This is a genomic window from Streptomyces sp. JLBG701 (genome assembly GCF_058544905.1).
Map to the genome: position 1 here is coordinate 7,465,877 of NZ_CM178588.1, position 18,792 is coordinate 7,484,668.

Annotated in this window: 19 protein-coding genes; 13 read left to right on the forward strand and 6 right to left on the reverse strand. The window is 70.3% G+C overall.

Features of this window, described 5'->3' with window-relative positions:
- The first annotated feature begins 6 nt into the window (after window positions 1-6).
- From AC5DRG_RS34680 to AC5DRG_RS34700, 5 genes are read left to right on the forward strand one after another with little or no spacing between them, the layout of a single operon-like run.
- Window positions 7-930, forward strand: a complete 924-nt coding sequence (locus AC5DRG_RS34680; RefSeq protein WP_491803506.1) for an ABC transporter permease — start codon at window positions 7-9, stop codon at window positions 928-930.
- Window positions 923-1,903 carry an ABC transporter permease gene (locus AC5DRG_RS34685; RefSeq protein ID WP_491803508.1) on the forward strand — a complete coding sequence of 327 codons (981 nt, stop codon included), beginning with the start codon at window positions 923-925 and terminating at the stop codon, window positions 1,901-1,903. Before AC5DRG_RS34680 ends, AC5DRG_RS34685 begins: the two co-directional genes overlap by 8 nt.
- A gap of 7 nt (window positions 1,904-1,910) precedes the next feature.
- Window positions 1,911-2,072, forward strand: coding sequence for a hypothetical protein (locus AC5DRG_RS34690; RefSeq protein ID WP_491803509.1), 162 nt, complete (start codon window positions 1,911-1,913; stop codon window positions 2,070-2,072).
- Between the two features lie 9 nt (window positions 2,073-2,081).
- Window positions 2,082-3,065 carry an ABC transporter ATP-binding protein gene (locus AC5DRG_RS34695; RefSeq protein WP_491803510.1) on the forward strand — a complete coding sequence of 328 codons (984 nt, stop codon included), beginning with the start codon at window positions 2,082-2,084 and terminating at the stop codon, window positions 3,063-3,065.
- Window positions 3,049-4,143 carry an ABC transporter ATP-binding protein gene (locus AC5DRG_RS34700; protein WP_491803511.1) on the forward strand — a complete coding sequence of 365 codons (1,095 nt, stop codon included), beginning with the start codon at window positions 3,049-3,051 and terminating at the stop codon, window positions 4,141-4,143. Before AC5DRG_RS34695 ends, AC5DRG_RS34700 begins: the two co-directional genes overlap by 17 nt.
- Before the next feature lie 150 nt (window positions 4,144-4,293).
- Here the strand turns inward: AC5DRG_RS34700 and AC5DRG_RS34705 are convergent, their stop codons facing one another.
- Window positions 4,294-6,438: a S9 family peptidase gene (locus tag AC5DRG_RS34705; RefSeq protein WP_491803512.1), complete on the reverse strand. Its 2,145-nt coding sequence runs from the start codon at window positions 6,436-6,438 to the stop codon at window positions 4,294-4,296.
- Between the two features lie 214 nt (window positions 6,439-6,652).
- On the opposite strand from AC5DRG_RS34705, the gene AC5DRG_RS34710 reads away from it, so the two are divergent.
- The 4 genes from AC5DRG_RS34710 (at window position 6,653) to AC5DRG_RS34725 (ending at window position 10,694) form a co-directional block, all read left to right on the forward strand.
- Complete coding sequence (locus AC5DRG_RS34710) at window positions 6,653-6,847, forward strand: hypothetical protein (RefSeq protein WP_491803513.1); 195 nt, start codon at window positions 6,653-6,655, stop codon at window positions 6,845-6,847.
- Window positions 6,848-6,876: 29 nt separating this feature from the next.
- A complete protein-coding gene (gene mshB / locus AC5DRG_RS34715; protein WP_491803514.1) occupies window positions 6,877-7,785 on the forward strand; it encodes an N-acetyl-1-D-myo-inositol-2-amino-2-deoxy-alpha-D-glucopyranoside deacetylase in 909 nt (302 codons plus the stop codon).
- The gene (locus AC5DRG_RS34720; RefSeq protein WP_491803515.1) at window positions 7,782-8,198 is read left to right on the forward strand and encodes a DUF6113 family protein; all 417 of its coding nucleotides are present in this window, start codon (window positions 7,782-7,784) and stop codon (window positions 8,196-8,198) included. The genes mshB and AC5DRG_RS34720 overlap by 4 nt, the downstream gene beginning before the upstream one ends.
- Window positions 8,199-8,351: 153 nt before the next feature.
- Window positions 8,352-10,694 (forward strand): hypothetical protein, encoded by a 2,343-nt coding sequence (locus tag AC5DRG_RS34725; protein WP_491803516.1) that lies wholly within the window; start codon window positions 8,352-8,354, stop codon window positions 10,692-10,694.
- 89 nt (window positions 10,695-10,783) lie between these two features.
- Here AC5DRG_RS34725 and AC5DRG_RS34730 read toward each other — a convergent pair whose 3' ends face one another.
- From AC5DRG_RS34730 to AC5DRG_RS34740, 3 genes are all read right to left on the reverse strand, one after another.
- On the reverse strand, window positions 10,784-11,113 hold the full coding sequence (locus AC5DRG_RS34730) for a hypothetical protein (protein WP_491803517.1): 330 nt from the start codon (window positions 11,111-11,113) through the stop codon (window positions 10,784-10,786).
- 212 nt (window positions 11,114-11,325) lie between these two features.
- Window positions 11,326-12,177, reverse strand: coding sequence for a transglutaminase family protein (locus tag AC5DRG_RS34735; RefSeq protein ID WP_491803518.1), 852 nt, complete (start codon window positions 12,175-12,177; stop codon window positions 11,326-11,328).
- 17 nt (window positions 12,178-12,194) lie between these two features.
- Window positions 12,195-13,223 carry a GNAT family N-acetyltransferase gene (locus AC5DRG_RS34740; RefSeq protein WP_491803519.1) on the reverse strand — a complete coding sequence of 343 codons (1,029 nt, stop codon included), beginning with the start codon at window positions 13,221-13,223 and terminating at the stop codon, window positions 12,195-12,197.
- Between the two features lie 139 nt (window positions 13,224-13,362).
- On the opposite strand from AC5DRG_RS34740, the gene fdxA reads away from it, so the two are divergent.
- On the forward strand, window positions 13,363-13,683 hold the full coding sequence (fdxA, locus tag AC5DRG_RS34745) for a ferredoxin (protein WP_003985062.1): 321 nt from the start codon (window positions 13,363-13,365) through the stop codon (window positions 13,681-13,683).
- 131 nt (window positions 13,684-13,814) lie between these two features.
- A complete protein-coding gene (locus AC5DRG_RS34750) occupies window positions 13,815-14,909 on the forward strand; it encodes a bifunctional succinyldiaminopimelate transaminase/glutamate-prephenate aminotransferase (RefSeq protein WP_491803520.1) in 1,095 nt (364 codons plus the stop codon).
- A gap of 93 nt (window positions 14,910-15,002) precedes the next feature.
- Here the strand turns inward: AC5DRG_RS34750 and AC5DRG_RS34755 are convergent, their stop codons facing one another.
- Both AC5DRG_RS34755 and AC5DRG_RS34760 read right to left on the reverse strand, forming a co-directional pair.
- Window positions 15,003-15,455, reverse strand: a complete 453-nt coding sequence (locus AC5DRG_RS34755; protein WP_491803521.1) for an ATP-binding protein — start codon at window positions 15,453-15,455, stop codon at window positions 15,003-15,005.
- A 288-nt stretch (window positions 15,456-15,743) separates the two neighbouring features.
- Window positions 15,744-16,712, reverse strand: coding sequence for a VldE C-terminal domain-containing protein (locus tag AC5DRG_RS34760; protein ID WP_491803523.1), 969 nt, complete (start codon window positions 16,710-16,712; stop codon window positions 15,744-15,746).
- Window positions 16,713-16,794: 82 nt separating this feature from the next.
- Here AC5DRG_RS34760 and dapE point away from each other — a divergent pair, with 82 nt between their 5' ends.
- Entirely contained in the window at window positions 16,795-17,874 is a 1,080-nt protein-coding gene (dapE, locus tag AC5DRG_RS34765) for a succinyl-diaminopimelate desuccinylase (RefSeq protein ID WP_491803525.1), read from the forward strand.
- Between the two features lie 98 nt (window positions 17,875-17,972).
- On the forward strand, window positions 17,973-18,731 hold the full coding sequence (locus AC5DRG_RS34770) for an LOG family protein (RefSeq protein WP_491803526.1): 759 nt from the start codon (window positions 17,973-17,975) through the stop codon (window positions 18,729-18,731).
- Window positions 18,732-18,792: the final 61 nt, after the last annotated feature.

Below are 18,792 nucleotides of genomic sequence, written 5' to 3' on the forward strand. Positions count from 1 at the left end.
GCCCCCATGGGACGGTACGTCGTCCGGCGTCTGCTCCAGATGATCCCGGTCTTCATCGGCGCCACTCTGCTGATCTTCCTGATGGTGAACGTGATGGGCGACCCCGTCGCGGGCCTGTGCGGCGACAGACAGTGCGACCCCGCCACGGCCGCCCAGCTGAAGAAGGAGTTCGGCCTCGATAAACCGGTCTGGCAGCAGTACCTGACCTACATGGGGAACGTCTTCACCGGCGACTTCGGCACCGCGTTCAACGGTCAGGAAGTCACCGAGCTGATGGCGACGGCGTTCCCCGTGACGATCCGGCTGACCATCGTGGCGATCCTCTTCGAGATCGTCATCGGCATCACGCTGGGCGTGGTCACGGGCCTGCGCCGCGGCAGCCCGGTCGACACGTCGGTCCTGCTCCTGACCCTCGTCGTCATCTCCGTCCCCGTCTTCGTCACCGGCCTGGTGCTCCAGCTCCTCCTCGGCGTCGAGTGGGGCTGGATCAAACCGTCGGTGTCCTCGGACGCCACGTTCGGCGAGCTGATCGTCCCGGGCCTGGTCCTGGCCTCGGTCTCCCTCGCCTACGTCACCCGCCTGACCCGCACCTCCATCGCGGAGAACAGACGCTCCGACTACGTCCGTACAGCGGTCGCCAAGGGCCTGCCGCGCCGCCGGGTCATCACCCGGCACCTGCTGCGCAACTCCCTGATCCCGGTGGTCACCTTCATCGGCACGGACATCGGCGCCCTGATGGGCGGCGCGATCGTCACCGAGCGCATCTTCAACATCCACGGCGTCGGCTACCAGCTCTACCAGGGCATCCTCCGCCAGAACACCCAGACGGTCGTCGGCTTCGTGACGGTCCTGGTCCTCGTCTTCCTGGTCGCGAACCTCCTCGTAGACCTCCTGTACGCCGTACTCGACCCGAGGATCCGCTATGCCTGAGCAGCCTCTTGAGCCCGAGGGAGCGATCGCGCCGACCGGCATGGACGGCACGATGGACCTCGCGACGAGCGAAGGCGAGACCCTGGAGAAGACCCCGGGAGGCCCGGAGGGCACGGGCCCCCAGAACAAGCCCCGCTCCCTCTGGTCCGACGCCTGGCGGGACCTGCGCCGCAACCCCGTCTTCATCATCTCGGGCCTGGTCATCGTCTTCCTCGTCGTCATCTCCCTCTGGCCGTCCCTGATCGCCTCCGGCAACCCCCTCAAGTGCGACCTCGCCAAGGCCCAGGAGGGCTCCCAGCCCGGCCACCCCTTCGGCTACGACGGCCAGGGCTGCGACGTCTACACACGCACGGTCTACGGCGCCCGTACGTCCGTCACGGTCGGCGTCTGCGCCACGCTGGGCGTCGCGATCCTGGGCAGCGTGCTGGGCGGACTGGCGGGCTTCTTCGGCGGCTTCTGGGACTCGATCCTGTCCCGGATGACCGACATCTTCTTCGCGATCCCGGTCGTCCTCGGCGGCCTGGTCCTCCTCTCCGTGGTGACCAGCGCGACGGTCTGGCCGGTGATCGGGTTCATGGTGCTGCTCGGCTGGCCGCAGATCTCCCGCATCGCACGCGGCTCGGTCATCACCGCCAAACAGAACGACTACGTCCAGGCCGCGAGGGCGTTGGGCGCCTCCAACTCCCGGCTGCTGCTGAGGCACATCACACCCAACGCCGTGGCACCGGTGATCGTCGTGGCGACCATCGCGCTCGGCACCTACATCTCGCTGGAGGCGACCCTGTCGTACCTCGGCGTCGGCCTGAAGCCGCCCACGGTCAGCTGGGGCATCGACATCTCCGCCGCCTCCGCCTACATCCGCAACGCCCCGCACATGCTCCTCTGGCCGGCCGGAGCGCTCGCGGTCACCGTGCTCGCGTTCATCATGCTCGGCGACGCGGTACGCGACGCCCTCGACCCGAAGCTGAGGTGACGCCGTCATGACGCGGGAAGTGTGCGCGATGGCCGGTGGCGAACTCCCGGTCCGCGCCGGGGTTTTCCCCGGCCGTCCGGGCCGTACCGCCGGTCGGCCGGTCACGGTATCGGCGTTCGCTGTCCGCGAGGACCTGGTACGCGACGCCCTCGACCCGAAGCTGAGGTGAGCCGTCGCGATGCTGCTCGAAGTGCGTGACCTGTATGTGGAGTTCCGGACCCGGGACGGGGTCGCCAAGGCCGTCAACGGGGTCAACTACGGCGTGGACGCGGGCGAGACGCTCGCGGTGCTCGGCGAGTCCGGATCCGGCAAGTCGGTGACGGCCCAGGCCGTGATGGGGATCCTCGACATGCCGCCGGGCCGGATCGCCGGCGGCGAAATCCTCTTCCAGGGCAAGGACTTGCTGACCCTGAAGGAGGAGGAGCGGCGGAGGATCCGCGGCGCCGAGATGGCGATGATCTTCCAGGACGCGCTGTCGTCACTCAACCCGGTGCTGAGCGTCGGCGACCAGCTCGGCGAGATGTTCGTGGTCCACCGGGGAATGTCGCGAAAGGACGCGCGGGCGAAGGCGATCGAGCTGATGGACCGCGTCCGCATCCCGGGCGCGGCACAGCGCGTGCGCGACTATCCGCACCAGTTCTCCGGCGGTATGCGCCAGCGCATCATGATCGCCATGGCGCTGGCCCTGGAACCGGCGCTGATCATCGCCGACGAGCCGACCACGGCCCTGGATGTGACGGTCCAGGCCCAAGTCATGGACCTGCTGGCCGAGTTGCAGCGTGAGCTGAACATGGGCCTCATCCTCATCACCCACGACCTGGGCGTGGTCGCCGACGTCGCCGACCGGATCGCCGTGATGTACGCGGGCCGGATCGTCGAGCAGGCCCCGGTCCACGACATCTACAAGGCCCCTGCGCACCCGTACACCAGGGGCCTGCTGGAGTCGATCCCGCGCCTGGACCAGAAGGGCCAGGAGCTCTACGCCATCAAGGGCCTGCCCCCGAACCTCATGAACATCCCGCCCGGCTGCGCCTTCAACCCCCGCTGCCCGATGGCCCAGGACGTGTGCCGGACCGACGTACCGCCCCTGTACGAGGTGGACGAAGACCGCGTCAGCGCCTGCCACTTCTGGAGGGAGTGCCTGCATGGCAACGACGCCTGAGCCGACCGCCGAGCCGATTCTGGAGGTCAGGGGGCTGGTCAAGCACTACCCGCTGACCCAGGGCATCCTCTTCAAGAAGCAGGTCGGCGCGGTGAAGGCCGTGGACGGCGTGGACTTCACCCTCGCCCGGGGCGAAACCCTGGGCATCGTGGGCGAGTCGGGCTGCGGCAAGTCGACGGTCGCCAAGATGCTGGTCAACCTGGAGAAACCGACGTCGGGTTCGATCAGGTTCAAGGGCGAGGACATCACCAAGCTGTCGGCGCGTGCGCTGAAGGCCGCCCGCCGCAACATCCAGATGGTGTTCCAGGACCCGTACACCTCGCTCAACCCCCGTATGACGGTGGGCGACATCATCGGTGAGCCGTACGAGATCCACCCCGAGGTGGCCCCGAAGGGCGACCGGCGCCGGAAGGTCCAGGACCTGCTGGACGTGGTGGGCCTCAACCCGGAGTACATCAACCGCTACCCCCACCAGTTCTCCGGCGGCCAGCGCCAACGCATCGGCATCGCGAGGGGATTGGCGCTGCGCCCGGAGGTCATCGTCGCGGACGAGCCGGTCTCCGCCCTCGACGTGTCGGTCCAGGCGCAGGTGATCAACCTCCTCGACCGGCTCCAGGACGACTTCGACCTGTCGTACATCTTCATCGCCCACGACCTGTCGATCGTCCGGCACATCTCGGACCGGGTCGGGGTGATGTACCTCGGGCGGATCGTGGAGATCGGCAAGGACGAGGAGATCTACGACCACCCCACGCACCCCTACACCCAGGCGCTGCTGTCGGCCGTCCCGGTCCCCGACCCCGAGGCCAGGGAGCACCGCGAGCGGATCATCCTCTCGGGCGACGTCCCGTCCCCGACGAACATCCCCTCCGGGTGCCGCTTCCGCACCCGCTGCTGGAAGGCGCAGGAACGCTGCGCACTGGAGGTGCCGCTGCTCGCGGTACCGGCGGAGTTCAGGTTCGCGACCGGCCCGGCGGCCCATGACTCGGCGTGCCACTTCGCGGAGGAGAAGCAGGTGGTTCCGCCGGAAGAGCCCCCTTCGGAACCACCGGACGATCTTGCAGGGGGCGGGGAATAAACCCACAAACAGGCATCAATCGCGTTAACACGCAGGCAACTTAGGCGACCCGATCTCGATATACGGACGCGTCACTCTGAACAACGTACGGCCGTGCGGGTGCCGTAAACGAGCCGGGGCGCGCCATGTCGCCCCGGCTCGTTGCCGTACCTAGCCTTCGACGCCGAGCGAGCGCTTCAGGAAGTCCACCTGAAGCAGCAGCAGATTCTCGGCGACCTGCTCCTGCGGGGTCATGTGGGTCACGCCCGACAGGGGCAGCAGTTCGTGCGGGCGGCCGGCGGAGAGCAGGGCCGAGGACAGGCGTAGGGCGTGTGCGAAGACGACGTTGTCGTCGGCCGTGCCGTGGACGATCATCAGCGGGCGCTGGGGTTCGGCGGGGGAGGACAGGCCCTCGTCCGTCACCAGCGAGCTGTTCGCGTACGACTCCGGGGCCGTGGCGGGGTCGCCCAGGTACCGCTCCGTGTAGTGGGTGTCGTACAGCCGCCAGTCCGTGACCGGGGCGCCGGCGATGCCCGCGTGGAAGACGTCGGGGCGGCGCAGCACCGCGAGCCCGGCCAGCCAACCCCCGTACGACCAGCCGCGGATGGCCACGCGGGAGAGGTCGAGCGGATGGTTCTTGGCGAGGTCCTGGAGGGCCTCGATCTGGTCGTCGAGGGAGGCGGTGAAGTCCCGGTGGACGGCCTTCTCCCAGGCGGGGGAGCGTCCGGGGGTGCCGCGACCGTCGGCGACGAGCACCGCGAAACCCTGGTCGGCGAACCACTGCGAGGTGAGGTGCGCGTTGTGCGCGGCGACGACGCGGGCGGAGTGCGGACCGCCGTAAGGGTCGAGGAGGACGGGGAGCGGGTTGTCCCCGTGGTAGTCCGTAGGCATAAGCAGGGCGCACGGGATTCGCCGTGCGCCCCCCTCGGTGAGGATCATGCGCGGGGACATACCGGGATCTTCGGCGTACGACGTGACAGTCGCCGGCCGCTTTCCATCCCGCAGCACCTGCACCCGGGCGCCCGGCCGGTCGGGTGTCGCCGACGCCAGCACGGTCACGCCCCCGGCGCGCACGGCCGAGTGCACGCCGGGCTCCTGCGAGAGGCGCTCAAGGCCGAGCTCGTTGACGCGATAGACGTGCACTTCGCCGGTCTCCGGGGCGGGCGCGGCCTCCCCGGCCGACGCCGAGACGAGCACGTCGTCGTCGGAGACGTCGAGCACCGCGCGGATGTGCAACTGGGGTCCGGTCAGCGGGCGTTCGCCGACCGTGAGTACCCGCGCCCCGCCCTCGTCGGCGATGCGGACGAGCTGCCCGGAAGGGCTCCAGCACGGCACGCCAGGAAAAAGATCAAGCCATTGTTGATCTTCATCCGCGTGCACCATCCGGGTCGTCCCGGTGTCCGGATCCACGGCGAGGAAGAGCTGGCTTCGCTGGTCGCGAGCCTGGACGAGGAGGAGAGGCGCACCCGCCTCTGACCAGTGCACATGCGCGAGATAGGGGTAGCGGGCGCGGTCCCAGACGACCTCCGTACGGGCGCTTCCGCCGAGGTCGGTCACGAACAGCCGGACGTCCGCGTTGGCGGTGCCGGCCGCCGGATACGGGACGTGTTGAGGATCACGTTCCGGATGGGCGGGGTCGGAGATCCACCAGCGTGACACCGGCGTGTCGTCCACGCGGGCGACGAGCAGCCGGTCGGACTCCGGCCCCCACCAGTAGCCCCGGTAGCGCCCCATCTCCTCGGCGGCGATGAACTCGGCGAGCCCGTAGGAGACTTCCGCCGCCCCCGCCCCCGCCTCCGGGGTCTCCGGCTCGGCGAGCGCACGGTCGCCGTCACCCTCGGCGCCGACGACTCGCAGGGCGCCCTGGGCGACGTACGCGATGTGTCGTCCGTCGGGGGAGGGGCGGGGGTCGATCACCGGTCCGGGGACGGGGAGTTCCCGTGCCGTGCCGGCGCGCAGCTCCGCCGCGAAAAGCCGCCCTGACAGGGCGAAAGAGGCCAACTCGACGGCCGCATCGGTGGCGTAGGCGACGATTCCGGCACCGCCCTCGCGGGTACGTTCGCGACGGGCCCGTTCCTGAGGGGACAGGCTCTCGGAGGTGCCCCCGAGGAGGGCGCGCGGGTCGGCCGCCACGCGCTCCCCGCCCTCGGCCAGGTCGAGAACCCAGAGCGAATTCGCCCGGTCTGTGCCGGAGTTGGAGCGCAGGAAAGCGACACGGGAACCGTCGGGCGCCACGCTGAACGAGCGCGGCGCGCCGAGCGTGAAGCGCTGGGTGCGGGCGTGCCGGCGGGGGAAGGAGTCAGCCTCGGTCGTCATGCCCCGACCATATTGGCCATGCGCCCCCTTGTGCGGCAGTGCGCCGACGGATGCGCAGGTACGGATAGTTATGATCACTAGCGCTGCGTGGGTATGAACCTGCTGGCTGACGCATGGATTTACAAGTTCTCCGACGCTGTTCCCCGACTCTGTTCCCGACTCCGTTCCCGACTCTGTCTCCCCACGTCCCTGGGATCTTTGGAGGTGAGCCGCCGTGGCACTCTCGATTTCGGCGGTAGTGCTGCTGGCGATCGTCGTCTTCCTGTTGGTCAAGAAGTCAGGCTTGAAGGCCGGCCACGCGGTCGTGTGCATGCTGCTCGGCTTCTACCTGGCCACTTCGACGATCGCTCCCACCATCAGCCAATTGACGACGAGCATCGCGGGGATGATCGGCAGCATCAAGTTCTGAACCCGCCGGGCGCCTCGTAGGGTGGCTCCATGACGGAACCACCCTCCAGGCGTCTGCTGCTGGTGCACGCGCACCCGGACGACGAGTCGATCAACAACGGCGCGACCATGGCCCGGTACGCGGCCGAAGGCGCCCGCGTGACCCTGGTCACCTGCACGCTCGGTGAGGGCGGCGAGGTCATCCCGCCCGAGCTGCGCCATCTGACCGGCGCCGCGCTCGGCGAACACCGCCTGGGTGAGCTCACGGCCGCGATGCGCGAACTCGGCGTCGAGGACTTCCGTCTCCTCGGCGGCACGGGGCGCTACCGCGACTCGGGGATGATGGGCCTCCCCGACAACGACGACCCCGCCTGCTTCTGGCAGGCCGACCTCGACGAGGCCGCCGGACACCTCGTCGAGGTCATCCGCGAGGTACGTCCCCAGGTGCTCGTCACCTACGACCCGGACGGCGGCTACGGCCACCCCGACCACATCCAGGCCCACCGCGTCGCCATGCGCGCCGCCGAGCTGGCCGCCGAGGCCGGACACCCGATCCCCAAGGTCTACTGGAACCGCGTGCCGCGCCCCGTCGCCGAGGCCGCCTTCGCCCGGCTCCGGGACGCGCTGCCCGGCCTGCCCTTCGCCAAGGCCGGCGTCATCGACGACGTACCGGGTGTGGTGGACGAGGACCTGATCACCGCCGAGATCGACGGCACCGCGTACGCCGCCGCCAAGGCCGCCGCGATGCACGCCCACGCCACGCAGATCGACATCGATGTGGCCGAGCCGTACTTCGCGTTGTCGAATGAGCTCGCGCAGCCCGTATTCACCACCGAGTACTACGAGTTGGTGCGAGGAGAGCGAGGAGAGCGTGGCGGGCCCGCCGGGGAACGGGAGACCGACCTCTTCGCCGGAGTCGCCGGAATCGCCGAAGCCACCGGAACCGAGGAAGCGTCATGAATCCAGCGGACCGTGGCTCGCTGCTCGCCCAGCCCCTGCAGCGCCCCTCCGCCGGACGGATCGCGGCCTATCTGGGCCTCTTTCTCCTCGGCGTCGCCGTCGGCGTGGCCGGCTCGCTGGTGCAGGCAGGCTGGTTCCCGGGCGGGCTGCTGCTCGCGCTCGCGGGGGCGGCCGGGCTGTTCCTGGGCGGGGCGCGGGCCGCCGACAGCCGGGGCGGGGCCGTCGCGCCGGCCGCCGGCTGGATGATCTCCGTCATCCTGCTCACGGCCAGCCGCCCGGAAGGGGACTTCGTGTTCGCCGCGGGAGGCGGTTCCTATCTCTTTCTGCTCGGCGGAATGGCCCTGGCTGTGATCTGCGCCACCCTTGGCCCGGGGCGGCAACCGGACGGCGGTGGCGCCCGACTTGCCAAGTGACGTACCACTTCGCGGTATCGCGCACGTGCGAGTCCGGTGTGGGTTTCCTCAGCGGTCGTGGGATACGCGCCAGAAGTGGCCAGTATGGTGGTGCGCGCCGCCGAGCCGCCCGTGAGGTTGTGCGGGCGGCGGAGCCAACCGGGAGAACCTGCCTTGAGTCGTGAAACTGACACTCCGTCCAACGGGCCCCAAGGGCGCGGCGGAGCCGCATACCCTTCGGGCACGCCGCCGTACGGGACCCCCATGGTTTCCGAAGACGGTACGGATGCGGTCCGTTCGGCCACGCAGCCGGAGGAACGCAAGACCGAGACCACGCTGACCACCCGGATCCGGATCAACATCCCCGGGTCCCGGCCCATTCCGCCGGTCGTCGTACGGACGCCCGTCGCGGACACCGAGGGCGCCGCCGACGAAGCGGTCACCGAGACCGCACCGGCGCCTGGCCCCGCCGCGCCCACGGGCGGTGGCGAGCCCGCCGCCGAACCTCCGGCCCCGGCCGGGGAGAAGACCAGCGAGTGGTTCGCGCCCCGCAAGTCCGGCGCGCCCAAGGGCGGTCCGGGCGGCGGTTCCACCAACGGGGCCGGTATCCCCGGCGGTTCGGCCGCGCCCCCGGCGGGACCCGGTGCGCCCGGCGCGGGTCCTCGGCCCAGGTCCGGTCCGTACGGTCCGGGCGCCGGCGCTCCGTCCGGCCCGCGTCCCGGTGGCGTGGTCGGCTCCATGAGCGTGCCCGGCGGCTCCCGCCCCGGCGGCACGAACGTCTCCGGGCTCCCCAGCGGTGCCACGGGCGGCCCCGTGGCACCCGGGCACGGCGGCGGCACCGGCTCCTTCGACGTGACCGAGGCCCTGGGGGCCGGACCGCTCGGCAGCGGCAACGGGTCCCGTCCGGGCCAGGGCGGCAGCGGCCCCGAGCCGCGTCGCGACGAACTGCCGTACTTCTCCGACTTCGCGGACGACGGAAGCGGCGGCCGGCACGCTCAGAACGGCCAGAGCGCGCAGAACGGTCAGAGCGGGCCCGGCGGCCAGTCTCCCTACGGCGAATCGCCCTACGGCATTCAGGCGGGCCCGGGTGGTCCCGGCGGCCCCAACGGCTTCAACGGGCCCAACGGCGGCCCGGGCGGTCCCGGCAGGCCGGGCGGCCCCCAGGGCCCCGCGGGCCCGACCGGCGGTCCGATCACCGGCGACGGGCCGATCGTGCCGCCCATCGGCAATGGCCCCATCGGCAACGGCCCCGGCGGCATGGGCGTCCCGGGCATCGCCTCAGGGCCGGGAACCGGAACCCTCGGTCGCGGCCCCGGCGGCGGTCTGAGTGACGACACCGCGATCCTCACCCCGCAGAAGCCGGCCCCCGAACCCGGCCCGCACGGCTACGGCAACCCGGACAACGTCTCCGGCCACACCGTGACCAGCGGCATCCCGGTCGTCCCGCCCGGCGCCGCGAAGTCGCCGTTCGCACCGGGCGGCGACTTCACCGAAGGGGCGACGCCGCACACGCCCCCGAAGCTGCCCGACTCGGGGTCGCAGAGCGCGTCCCCCGCCGCTTCGAAGAAAAAGAAGAAGAAGCGCAACAAGCCCGCCCTGCTCGTCGGTGGCCTGGTCGTCATCGGCGCCGGCGTCTACGGTGCCGGGCTGCTGATGAACCACTCCGACGTGCCCAAGGGCACCACCGTGCTCGGCGTCGACATCAGCGGCACCCGCGACGAGGCCGCGCAGAAGCTCGACGACGCCTTCGGCACCCGGTCCCTGAACGCGAAGCTCAAGCTGACCGTCGACGACAAGACCGCCACCCTCAGGGCCGACCAGGCGGGCCTCCAGTTCGACATCCAGCAGACCGTCGCGAACGCCGCCGGGAGCGACTACAACCCGGTCTCCGTGATCGGCTCGCTCTTCGGCCAGAAGCGCGTCGTCGAACCGGTCATGCCGGTCGACGAGGAGAAGCTGAGGGTCGCCCTGGAGCAGGCCGCGGGCGGCTCCGGCTCGGTCACCGAGGGCACGATCAAGTTCCAGTCCGGCAAGGCCGTCGCCGTGTACGGCGAGGCGGGCAAGGGCATCAACGTCGCCCAGTCGATGCAGACGGTCGAGGAGGCGTACCGCACCCAGGTCGAGACGGGCGTGGCCGGACCGGTGAAGGTGGCCACGACCACCCAGAACCCGAAGATCACGAACGCCGAGGTCGACCGGATGATGAAGGAGTTCGCGAAGCCCGCGATGTCGGCCAACGTCATCATTCAGACCGACGCGGTGCACAGCATCCCGTTCGGTGCCCAGTCACTGCCGAAGATCCTCGGCGTCAAGGCCGTCGGTAACAAGCTCGTGGAGACGTATGACCTCAAGGCGCTCAAGGAGGCGTACGGCAGCACCTTCGACGGTGTGCAGATCGAGGGCGCGAGCGGGAAGCGTGACGTTCTGCCGCAGGACGTCGTCACCGCGCTGCGCAAGGCTCTGCGCGGCACGACGACGGCGGAGCGCACCGGAGTAATCGACACCACCCCGAGCTGAGGTCACGGGCGGCACCCCGTCGTCTGCGTGATTCCGCGAACCCGTGAAGGCCCGTCCCAGGAGGACGGGCCTTCACGGGCTTCACGCGGTCACGGACGCGTGATGCAGTACAAGGCCACGTAGCCCTTGATGCCCTGGTAGTTGATCGCGATCCAGAAGTATCCGTTGGTGTGGCCGCAGGCGGTGTAGGTTCCCCCCTCAGTGGATCCGCCGCACTCCGCCCCCGCGCCCTTGGGGAAGAGCCCGAGGGCGGTCGAGCTGGTCGACTTCGACTCCCGGATCCGTACGCTCTCCAAGGCGTGGCAGTTGATCGCCTGGACCGAGACCGTGTCCGACGAGGCCGCCTGTGCAGGGGCGGCGAAGGCGAAGCTGGCGACGGCGACCATGGCGGTGGCCGCGCCGGCAAGGAATTTACGCATCACGGCTTTCCCCCTTGTGGTGGTTGTGCCCGGCGGGTCAGGCCGAGCGGCGATCAAGCCAACCTACCCAGCGTGTTCATGCCACCACTTTTCGCATGCGCCTGGCTGTAAAGCGCCGGCCGGGGCCAGCTCACCCAGGGGCGCGGGGCTGCTTCGATTTGCGGCTCCGCCGCGTGGGCGCGACCAGCCACAAACAACCCGCACTCGCCAACTCAGTTCAACATCGCACGAGCAGACCGCGCCTGCCCCCGCACCCGCTCAGCCCCAGCCTCATCCACAGCCCCCACCACCTCCGCATACGCATCCAACTCCACAGCCCCCGCAAGAAACTCCCCACGCCGCACCAGCAACTGAGCCCGCTCATACCGCAACCGAGCCGGATGAGAAGGCAAAAGCAGCGACAACTCAACAGCCCACAGCGACACATCAGACCGCTCAGGCCGAGCCGCAGCCCACGCTCGGATGTTGTTGAGGATGCGCGACACCACCTCCACGGGCGCCGCAGGCACAAGCATCGACGGCTCCAACGAGGCCCCCGTAGCCCCCGCCACCAGCAACTCCGCATCCGCCCCCGACAAAACCCGCCCCCCATCGAACGGATCGGCCAGCACCTGCCGCTCAGGAGGCCCGAACCCCACAACAAAATGGCCCGGCAACGCAACCCCGTAGACCGGCGCCCCAGCCCGCCGAGCCACCTCCATCCACACCACCGACAGCAGAATCGGCAACCCCCTCCGCCGCAACAGCACTTGATGCAGCAACGACGACTCAAGCCGCTGATAGTCCGCGGCGGAGCCGCGAAACCCGCATCGGTCGCCGAGGAGTTCCCTCACCGCCACGGCCCACGACCGCGGCCCCCCGGGCCGGAACGGCAGCAGCCCGGCCAGCCGGTCGAGTTCCATCTGTGCGGCGTCGAGACCGGCCTCGTCGAGCGTCCCGTCCGCCTCCGCACCCACCAGCAGGCACAGCATGGACAGGTCGGGCCGTTCGGACCGCGCCTCTTCGGCGAACCGCTGCCGTAGCTCGGCGGAACGCTCCGGACCTGGGGGATAGGGGGGACGCATAGCTGGCTCGTGCCCTCTCACGGCGATCGGTACCTGCTGGGGTCGGTCATTTCGGGTCCGCGGTAGTGGTGGTACGCGTGATGCGCGCCGAAGCCCATCCCGGCGTACAGCGCCCGCGCCCCCACATTGTCCGCCTCGACCTGCAGCCACGCAGCCGACGCCCCCTCGTCGAGGGCCTGCCGGGCGAGCGCGGCCATCACCTCGGTGGCCAGCCCCCGCCGACGCTGCCCGGGGTCGACCTCGACGGCGGCGAACCCGGCCCACCGCCCGTCGACGACACACCGCCCGATGGCGGCGGGCGCCGCCCCCGCCTCCGCGCCAGGCACCGTCGCGAACCACACCGACGGCCCGCTCCCGAGAACCTTCAGCGCCACCTCGCTCACCCCCTTGCGCTGATACCGCGCCAGCCACGCCTCGTCGGCCTCCCGCGCCAACACGACCCCGGCCCCCTCGGCCCGGTCGGCGACCGGCGCAAGCCCTCCGATCCACAGCTCGGCCGTCACCTCCCGAGTCCACCCGCGCCGTTCCAGCTCCGCGCACAGCAGCTCCTGCGTGCCCTCGGCGCCGGTAGCGGTCTGGACGTAGGCGGGCAGGCCGCGTTCGCCGTACCACCGCCGTACGAAGTCGAGGGCCTCGTCGAGGGGCAGCCCGGGGTCGCCGAGCGGCAGCACGGAGTTGGCCCGTCGCGTGAAGCCGGACGCGGCCCGCAGCTCCCACTCACCGAGCCGCTCGCTCTCAACCGGCCGCCACGCGCGCGAGGCGACACGCGCCAGCTCCTCGTAGGAGGCGGCGGGTCCCCGCCGACGGGCCGGTGCGGCGGGCACGACCTTGCCCGCGACCAGCAGGGATTCCGGAATGCGGACGGACTCGCCGTCCCTCCGAGTGATCACCAGCACACCGTCGTCCCATGATGTGAGAACACCCACCGTGTCGGTGAATTTCTCCTCCGTCACCGACGGGTCGCTCAGGCGCCGTACGGAGACACGTTTGCCCACGTCAGCAGCGGTGATACGGACCTCAAGACGTCCAGCCGCAGAGATTTCCACAGGTCTGTGCACCCCTCCTGTATGGATCACGCCCCGGAACGGAGATACTAGGTGTGGGCATCGACGAGCCGCGCTCCCGCGCGCCAGGCGGCGGAGCCTGCAAAGGCCCGCCAGCGCCCTATCGAGGAGGAACGACAGCGTGACCTACGTCATCGCGCAGCCTTGTGTCGACGTCAAGGACAAGGCGTGCATCGAGGAGTGCCCGGTCGACTGCATCTACGAGGGCTCCCGGTCCTTGTACATCCACCCGGACGAATGCGTCGACTGCGGAGCCTGTGAGCCGGTGTGCCCGGTCGAGGCGATCTTCTACGAAGACGACACTCCGGAGGAGTGGAAGGACTACTACAAGGCGAACGTCGAGTTCTTCGACGAGCTCGGCTCCCCGGGCGGCGCCAGCAAGCTCGGCCTGATCGAGCGGGACCACCCGTTCATCGCCGCCCTGCCGCCGCAGAACGGCTGAGAGCGGCCGGCCCGCAGCATCCGCGCCGCCTCGGTCCCGTACGGCCTGATCATCTTCGATCGCCGTACGGGGCCGAGGCGTTTGCCGTAAGAGCGGCGCGTACGCACGTACGAGAAAGTGAGCCAGATCCCGTGTCCGCAGTCTCCGACCGCCTGCCCGCCTTCCCCTGGGACAAGCTGGAGCCGTACAAGAAGACGGCGGCCGCCCACCAGGACGGCATTGTCGACTTGTCGGTCGGCACCCCGGTCGACCCGGTCCCCGAGCTGATCCAGAAAGCGCTGGTCGCCGCGGCCGACTCCCCGGGCTATCCGACGGTCTGGGGGACGCCCGAACTGCGCGACGCGCTCACCGGCTGGGTGGAGCGCCGCCTCGGCGCCCGCGGGGTGACCCACAAGCACGTCCTGCCGATCGTCGGCTCCAAGGAACTGGTCGCCTGGCTCCCCACCCAGCTGGGCCTCGGCCCCGGCGACCGGGTCGCCTACCCGCGCCTTGCGTACCCGACGTACGAGGTCGGCGCCCGTCTCGCGCGCGCGGACTACGAGGTCTACGACGATCCGACCGACCTGGACCCGACCAACCTGAAGCTCCTCTGGCTCAACTCGCCCTCGAACCCGACGGGCAGGGTGCTGGGCAAGGACGAGCTGACCCGGATCGTGGCCTGGGCCCGGGAGCACGGCGTGCTGCTGTTCTCCGACGAGTGCTACATCGAGCTGGGCTGGGAGGCCGACCCGGTCTCGGTCATGCACCCGGACGTGAACGGCGGCTCGTACGAGGGCATCGTCTCGGTCCACTCCCTCTCCAAGCGCTCCAACCTCGCGGGCTACCGCGCCGCCTTCCTGGCCGGCGACCCGGCCGTTCTGGGCCCCCTCCTGGAGATCCGCAAGCACGGCGGCATGATGACGTCGGCGCCGACGCAGGCGGCGGTGGTGGCGGCCCTCGGCGACGAGGAGCACGTCCGCGTCCAGCGCGAGCGCTACGCGGCCCGCCGCACGGTCCTGCGCGAGGCGCTGCTGGCCCACGGCTTCCGCATCGAGCACAGCGAGGCCAGCCTCTACCTCTGGGCCACGCGGGACGAGTCCTGCTGGGACACCGTGGCCCACCTGGCCGGGAAGGGCATCCTGGTGGCACCGGGCGACTTCTACGGCGAGGCGGGCGAGAAGTTCGTACGCGTGGCTCTGACGGCGACGGACGAGCGGGTGCGGGCGGCAGTGGAACGCCTGGCGTAGCGCGCGCAAGCCAAAACGGCCGCGCGCAAGCCAAAACGGCGGGGTCCGGGGGAGCTCTCCCCGGACCCCGCCGCCATCACCTCTGGCCGGTGGTCAGCTGCCGATCGGCAGGCCCTTCAGCGGCAGGGACTCCGTCGGAAGGGTGTTGCCCTTGGTGAGGGAGTCCGTCGGCAGGTCGCCCTTCGTCGCCGTGGACGCCGTGTCACCGAGGACGTCCCCGGCGGAACCGGCCGCCTCGCCCGCGGTCTTCTGGGCCGCGGGGGTCGCCTTCTTCACGGCCTTGCCGCCGGTCTTGCCCGCGGCGGGGACCGCCTTCTGGACAGCCTTGCCGCCGGTCTCACCGGCGAGCCCGGTGACGTTCTGTGCCGCGCCGTCGACGGTGTTGCCGACACTCGCGCCGTCCAGGGCGGTCAGCCCGCCGAGGTTCGGGGTGGCGGGCACTTCGGGGGCCGCGCTGGCGGAGCCGGCCGCACCGACCCCGGCTGCCGCTCCCGCTGCGACGAGCAGTGCTGCACGGGCGATCCGGCGGGTCAGGGGGAGGGACATGATGCTCCTTTGACGGGAGGGAACGTTGTCTCGGACGCCGTGACTACCGCTCGAAGCCCACGAAGGTTGCGGACGCCCAACGTAAAGAGTTGGTAATGCGTCGCATTATCGGTTGCGGATAAAAACGGGCAAAAAGCGCCCGGTGCGAAAGTCTGCCGAATCCTTACGGCCCCTGTGATCGCAAGGGATTCAGCCCCTACGAGGGTGAGCGCACGAAAACCTGCGCACACCGTCGCTCGCGGCTGGCCTGCGTAACCCCTAAGGGTGACCCCCCGTACTTCTGACCGGTCACTGACCGGTCACCATGCGGACGGCCCCCGCGGCCTTCTCGCCGGTCGTCCGCCACTGGCTGTCGCTGCTCCCGGCGGTCCACTCCCGGCCGGCGTAGGAGACGCGCTCTATATGCAGCGCGGAGGCGTTGGCCACCGCCCAGTGCGCGAGTTGCCAGCCGCGCTCGCGGGCGGTGCGCTTGGTGCCGGTGCTCTTGTCGTCGGCGGGTACGGGCACCGTCACGGTCCGCCCGCCGGCCTTCGCCGTCACGCTCGGGGTGGGCGTCGGCGTGGCCTTGGCGCCCACCTCGGCGGCGGTTTCCTCGATCGCGTCGCGCCCGAAGTCCCGTACCAGCGCGGAGCGCACCGCGGCCGGACCGGTGGCGGTGGCAGCGACTGTGGCGTCCGGGCGGCCCTGGCAGGTCAGCGTGGCCGCGGCGCGTCCGGTGAGGGCGGCGGCGAGCAGCGTGGCGTCCGGCTCGTGCTTGGCGTACGCCTGCGGATAGCCGCTGCGCTGCACCTTCTGGGCGGCGACGGTCAGCGGGAGCTTCGTGTAGCCGGACACCTTGACGAGATGCTCGTAGAACTTGCCCGCCGCGTAGGTCGGATCGAGGATCTCATCCGTGGTGCCCCAGCCCTGCGAGGAACGCTGCTGGAACAGGCCCAGCGAATCCCGGTCGCCGTGCTGGATGTTGCGCAGCCCCGACTCCTGGATGGCGGTCGCCAGCGCGATCGTCACGGCCCGCTCGGGCAGCCCGCGCCCGGTGCCGACGGCCGCGATCGTCGCCGCGTTCACGGCCTGCTCGGGAGTGAACTCGTACGTCGTCCCGTCCCCGTCGGCCGAGACGACCTCGCAGCCCGGAGCGCCCGCGCCGCCGCTGACGTACTGCACCACGAGGTAGCCCGCGAGCGCGAGCAGGACCACGAAGCCGGCGGCGAAACGGAAGAAGCAACCGCGGCGCTTGGGGGAGGTGGACGACGCATGCATCCGTACAAGTTACTGCGAGGTTCTGTGGCCCCGCACAGGGTGTGGACAGTCCACGAACGGCGGGCGCGTTAGGGTCGACGGCATGACCGAAACACCGCTCGACCTCGCGCTGGACGCGGCCGAGGTCACCGCCTGGCTCGTCGACTTCGCCTCGGAGAGCGGCAGTGAGAAGCCCCTCGCCGACGCCATCGAGACCGCCCTGCGCGCCCTGCCGCACCTGACGGTCGACCGGTACGGCAACAACGTCGTCGCGCGTACGAACCTCGGGCGCTCCGAGCGCGTCATCCTGGCCGGCCACATCGACACGGTCCCGATCGCCGGCAACGTCCCCTCGCGCCTCGACGAGGACGGCGTCCTGTGGGGCTGCGGCACCTGCGACATGAAGTCCGGCGTAGCGGTCCAGCTCCGCATCGCGGCGATGGTGCCCGCCCCCAACCGCGACCTGACCTTCGTCTTCTACGACAACGAAGAGGTCGCCGCCGAACTGAACGGCCTCAAGCACGTGTCCGAGGTCCACCCGGAGTGGCTGGAGGGCGACTTCGCGGTCCTCCTCGAACCCTCCGACGGCCAGGTCGAGGGCGGCTGCCAGGGCACCCTGCGCGTCCTGCTGAAGACGAAGGGCGAGCGGTCCCACTCCGCGCGCAGCTGGATGGGCTCGAACGCGATCCACGCCGCGTCCCCGATCTTGGCGAAGCTCGCGGCCTACGAGCCGCGCTATCCGGTCATCGACGGCCTGGAGTACCGCGAGGGCCTGAACGCGGTCCGCATCGAGGGCGGAGTCGCCGGGAACGTGATCCCCGACGAGTGCGTAGTGACGGTCAACTTCCGCTACGCGCCCGACCGTACGGAGGCGGATGCCATCGCCCACGTGCGCGAGGTCTTCGAGGACTGCGGCGTGGAGGAGTTCGTGATCGACGACCACAGCCCCGGAGCCCTGCCCGGCCTCTCCCACCCGGCCGCCGTGGCCTTCATCGAGGTGGTCGGCGGCACCCCGATGCCCAAGTACGGCTGGACGGACGTCTCCCGCTTCAGCGCGCTGGGCGTCCCGGCGGTCAACTACGGCCCCGGCAATCCGCACTTGGCGCACAAGCGGGACGAACGGGTCGAAACGGCGAAGATCCTTGCCGGCGAGGAGCGACTGCGGAACTGGCTGACCGCGTAGCGGACACGCGCGCGTCCCTCGTCCGTAACCCGCGTAGATCTACGCTGAGGTGGAAAGACCAGCAAAACCCGCAAGACCCGCAAGCGGAGGGAGCGCACATGGCTACAGGCAACCCCGAGGGCAAGAAGCAGCCACCGGAGGAGCAGCGCCTGGGACCGGTCCTCCGCAGGCGCGGCCAGGTGACGGCGAGCACGACCGACCAGCGTCTGCTCGACGCGGGCGGCCCCTCGGACTGGGTCCACACCGACCCCTGGCGCGTCCTGCGCATCCAGTCGGAGTTCATCGAAGGCTTCGGCACCCTCGCCGAACTCCCGCCCGCGATCAGCGTGTTCGGCTCGGCCCGGACCAAGGCGGACTCCCCGGACTACGAGGCAGGCGTGCGGCTGGGCCGTGCCCTGGTCGAGGCCGGCTGGGCCGTGATCACGGGCGGCGGCCCCGGCGCGATGGAGGCGGCCAACAAGGGCGCGTGCGAGGCGAAGGGCGTCTCGGTCGGCCTGGGCATCGAGCTCCCCTTCGAACAGGGCCTCAACCCCTACGTCGACATCGGCCTGAACTTCCGCTACTTCTTCGTCAGAAAAATGATGTTTGTGAAGTACGCGCAAGGATTCGTGGTCCTCCCAGGCGGCCTCGGCACCCTCGATGAACTCTTCGAGGCCCTCACCCTGGTCCAGACCCAGAAGGTCACCCGCTTCCCGATCGTCCTCTTCGGCAGCGACTACTGGGGCGGCCTGATCGACTGGCTGAAGAACACTCTGATCGCCCAGGGCAAGGCATCGGAGAAGGACCTGCTGCTGTTCCACGTGACGGATGACGTGGACGAGGCGGTGGCGTTGGTGTCGAAGGAGGCGGGGCGGTAAATCAGGCCCTTAAATCCAGCCCTGGTCCGCAAAAATTCAGCCCCTCCGGCGTTTGAGGAGC

Excerpts from the sequence above, each read along its gene's own strand:
- AC5DRG_RS34680 (WP_491803506.1), top strand. The coding sequence starts at position 7 with ATGGGACGGTACGTCGTCCGGCGTCTGCTCCAGATGATCCCGGTCTTC.
- AC5DRG_RS34685 (WP_491803508.1), top strand. The coding sequence starts at position 923 with ATGCCTGAGCAGCCTCTTGAGCCCGAGGGAGCGATCGCGCCGACCGGC.
- AC5DRG_RS34690 (WP_491803509.1), top strand. The coding sequence starts at position 1,911 with ATGACGCGGGAAGTGTGCGCGATGGCCGGTGGCGAACTCCCGGTCCGC.
- AC5DRG_RS34695 (WP_491803510.1), top strand. The coding sequence starts at position 2,082 with ATGCTGCTCGAAGTGCGTGACCTGTATGTGGAGTTCCGGACCCGGGAC.
- AC5DRG_RS34700 (WP_491803511.1), top strand. The coding sequence starts at position 3,049 with ATGGCAACGACGCCTGAGCCGACCGCCGAGCCGATTCTGGAGGTCAGG.
- AC5DRG_RS34705 (WP_491803512.1), bottom strand. The coding sequence starts at position 6,438 with ATGACGACCGAGGCTGACTCCTTCCCCCGCCGGCACGCCCGCACCCAG.
- mshB (WP_491803514.1), top strand. The coding sequence starts at position 6,877 with ATGACGGAACCACCCTCCAGGCGTCTGCTGCTGGTGCACGCGCACCCG.
- AC5DRG_RS34720 (WP_491803515.1), top strand. The coding sequence starts at position 7,782 with ATGAATCCAGCGGACCGTGGCTCGCTGCTCGCCCAGCCCCTGCAGCGC.
- AC5DRG_RS34730 (WP_491803517.1), bottom strand. The coding sequence starts at position 11,113 with ATGCGTAAATTCCTTGCCGGCGCGGCCACCGCCATGGTCGCCGTCGCC.
- AC5DRG_RS34735 (WP_491803518.1), bottom strand. The coding sequence starts at position 12,177 with ATGCGTCCCCCCTATCCCCCAGGTCCGGAGCGTTCCGCCGAGCTACGG.
- AC5DRG_RS34755 (WP_491803521.1), bottom strand. The coding sequence starts at position 15,455 with ATGTCCCTCCCCCTGACCCGCCGGATCGCCCGTGCAGCACTGCTCGTC.
- AC5DRG_RS34760 (WP_491803523.1), bottom strand. The coding sequence starts at position 16,712 with ATGCATGCGTCGTCCACCTCCCCCAAGCGCCGCGGTTGCTTCTTCCGT.
- dapE (WP_491803525.1), top strand. The coding sequence starts at position 16,795 with ATGACCGAAACACCGCTCGACCTCGCGCTGGACGCGGCCGAGGTCACC.
- AC5DRG_RS34770 (WP_491803526.1), top strand. The coding sequence starts at position 17,973 with ATGGCTACAGGCAACCCCGAGGGCAAGAAGCAGCCACCGGAGGAGCAG.